We start from the raw sequence: 2143 nt of genomic DNA, 5'->3' as shown, positions 1-2143 counted from the left end.
TTCCTATCGAATGCTTCGAAGAATTTTATATATCGGCTTATCGTGCTGATAACCATCAAGTTTATGTCGAAGCGGTAGTTGTTGATCTAAATGGCAAGATCTATCAGCTGCCAATTTGGGTTTGAGTTATAACAAACTGTTTAAGAGTGATTCGCAACGCGTGGCATTTTTACTATGCGTTAGGTTTATTGGTTAAGGTGGTATGCGGTGGCTTCGGTATTGCGTTGCTCACACCTTAACAGGGCGTTAGCTACAAGTCACTTCCTTTTGAACTTTTACCGCTTTTGAATGTAAACCATAGATTTTGTAATAAAAAGAAAGCAAGCAATGAGTAAAACAATACATCTTTTAGGCTGTCATTTGCACTCTCCCAGCGCCAGATAATAGCTAGGAGAATTGCGATAATTGCTGCTAATCCAATGAGTTGATTTTTCATTTGAAGTACCTCGAAGTACTTACGGTTGTGCGATGTTCTCTTTCAATGTTGGCTTTTTCTAGCTCTTTTGCATTGAGGTAGACACATCCCCAAATGATGAACGTTACCCAGTTTCTTTGGCTGATTGATCTCTTTTCTTTTATCTTTTGCAGTATTTCTTTGATGCTTCCTGCGGATGCACCAATACCAAGTCCTGAAGCTAGTTGGTTTATATCTGTATGTAATTTAATATCAGCTTCAAGCTCTGCATTAGATAATGACCAGATGCCCCATTGTGAGTTTACAAATGTTGTATCTAGGGTTTTCTCAATAATTTTGCCCATTAATGCACGCTTTTTAACCGCGCGAATGGACTTCATTGCTTTGTAGCGCTGATTTGTGTTCAAATGGCGGTACAAAATCATGTAGCACAGCGCTTCTACTTCCGCGTCACCAGCACCGGCAAGGAGATTGTTAGGTATTGATGTGATTTTTGCCAATGTCTTAAGTTGACCGGTGGTATCTCTTGGTAGCGGATAGGGTAAATCATTAACAGTAACGTTTGGCATAGTTCCTCCTGCACAATTTTGCATCAAAAAAGAAGATATAATATTTGGTTGATATATGTTCTATTTCAATAAGAGAGTGCGGAATACATCTCAGTATGTTGTAATCGTTAAGTTTGTAGCTAACAAGCAATTTAAGAGTGATTCAGCACGCGTGGCATTTTTTGTATGCGTTGGTTTTTGGTGTTGAAGTGCCATGCAGAGGCGTGGTCATTGCGTGCTTCACACCTTAATTGGGCGTTAGCATTTTTTCGAAAAAGTGAGTTTAGGAGAGTTACTTGGAGATATCTTCGGCTGCAATGGTAGGCTTTCTAGCAGGAGCATTACCATTCTTAAAGTTCTTTCATGATTGGGTGCTGAATCGAAACCAATTCAGAGTTAAAAATTTAGAGTTCTTTTATCAGTGTTTTGATTCAGAGGCTAATAAAGCAAGAAAGCTCGTAGTAGAACAGCAGTTTAAGTCTGTCTTCAAAATTCGAGCTGACTTTGATGTTATTTCACTTTTACTTTCATCGGATAAACCAAGTAAAGCCATTGAGCTTTACCGTTATAGTGATTGTTATGTGGAACCTAAAAACGATCAGTTCGTTCTTAAAACCAAATACACTAGCTCGAAGACTAGAAACTTTGAAAGGTTAGCGAAGTATCCCAGAAATTTCTTTTTCTATATGCTTTGTGCAATGCCATCGGCATATTCTGCTATTTGGGTATACACACAAATCTTAGCCGTCTATTCAAAAGATAGGATTCTTACGTTATCGCTACTAGGCGGTTTGTTTTTTGTAGCGACGTTTGCAGTAGTTCTTGCTCGGGTTGCTTACTTAAAAGTTACTGATTCGAGAAGCATCACTTGTGCTGAAGAACTTGTTGCGATTTACGACAAGAGCTTTCAAAGTGAAGTTATGGGTGTGAGAGCAATGCTAACAAGGCGTTTAAGAGTGATTCGTAACGCTTGGCACTTTTAATTTGCGTTGAGTAAAGTGTTTAAGGCGCTATGCAGCAGTTTCAGATGTGCGTTACTCACACCTTAACGCAGCGTTATGCTTTTTCTTAAACTTGTAACCATGAACACTTTACGTATTTAACAAGTATCACCTGGTATGTGCCCTAGCATCTTTCACAGAAATTAGGTTCTTATCTCTCAATAGACTCTAACTTCTCT

Annotated in this window: 3 protein-coding genes; 1 reads left to right on the top strand and 2 read right to left on the bottom strand. The window is 38.8% G+C overall.

The genetic code is table 11. The features are described 5' to 3' along the window. Positions 1–250 precede the first annotated feature (250 nt). Together ATB78_RS27725 and ATB78_RS27720 are read right to left on the bottom strand one after the other, a co-directional pair. Positions 251–436 (bottom strand): hypothetical protein, encoded by a 186-nt coding sequence (locus tag ATB78_RS27725; RefSeq protein WP_061011152.1) that lies wholly within the window; start codon positions 434–436, stop codon positions 251–253. Next, positions 433–984, bottom strand: a complete 552-nt coding sequence (locus tag ATB78_RS27720) for a hypothetical protein (protein WP_061011151.1) — start codon at positions 982–984, stop codon at positions 433–435. Before ATB78_RS27720 ends, ATB78_RS27725 begins: the two co-directional genes overlap by 4 nt. A 275-nt stretch (positions 985–1259) precedes the next feature. Between ATB78_RS27720 and ATB78_RS27715 the strand changes: the two genes are divergently transcribed. Then, positions 1260–1946: a hypothetical protein gene (locus tag ATB78_RS27715; protein ID WP_136677212.1), complete on the top strand. Its 687-nt coding sequence runs from the start codon at positions 1260–1262 to the stop codon at positions 1944–1946. Positions 1947–2143 lie beyond the last annotated feature (197 nt).

The sequence above is a fragment of the Vibrio sp. CUB2 genome (assembly GCF_001557945.1).
GTDB lineage: Bacteria > Pseudomonadota > Gammaproteobacteria > Enterobacterales > Vibrionaceae > Vibrio > Vibrio owensii.
This window is presented reverse-complemented; position numbering and strand designations above follow the sequence as displayed.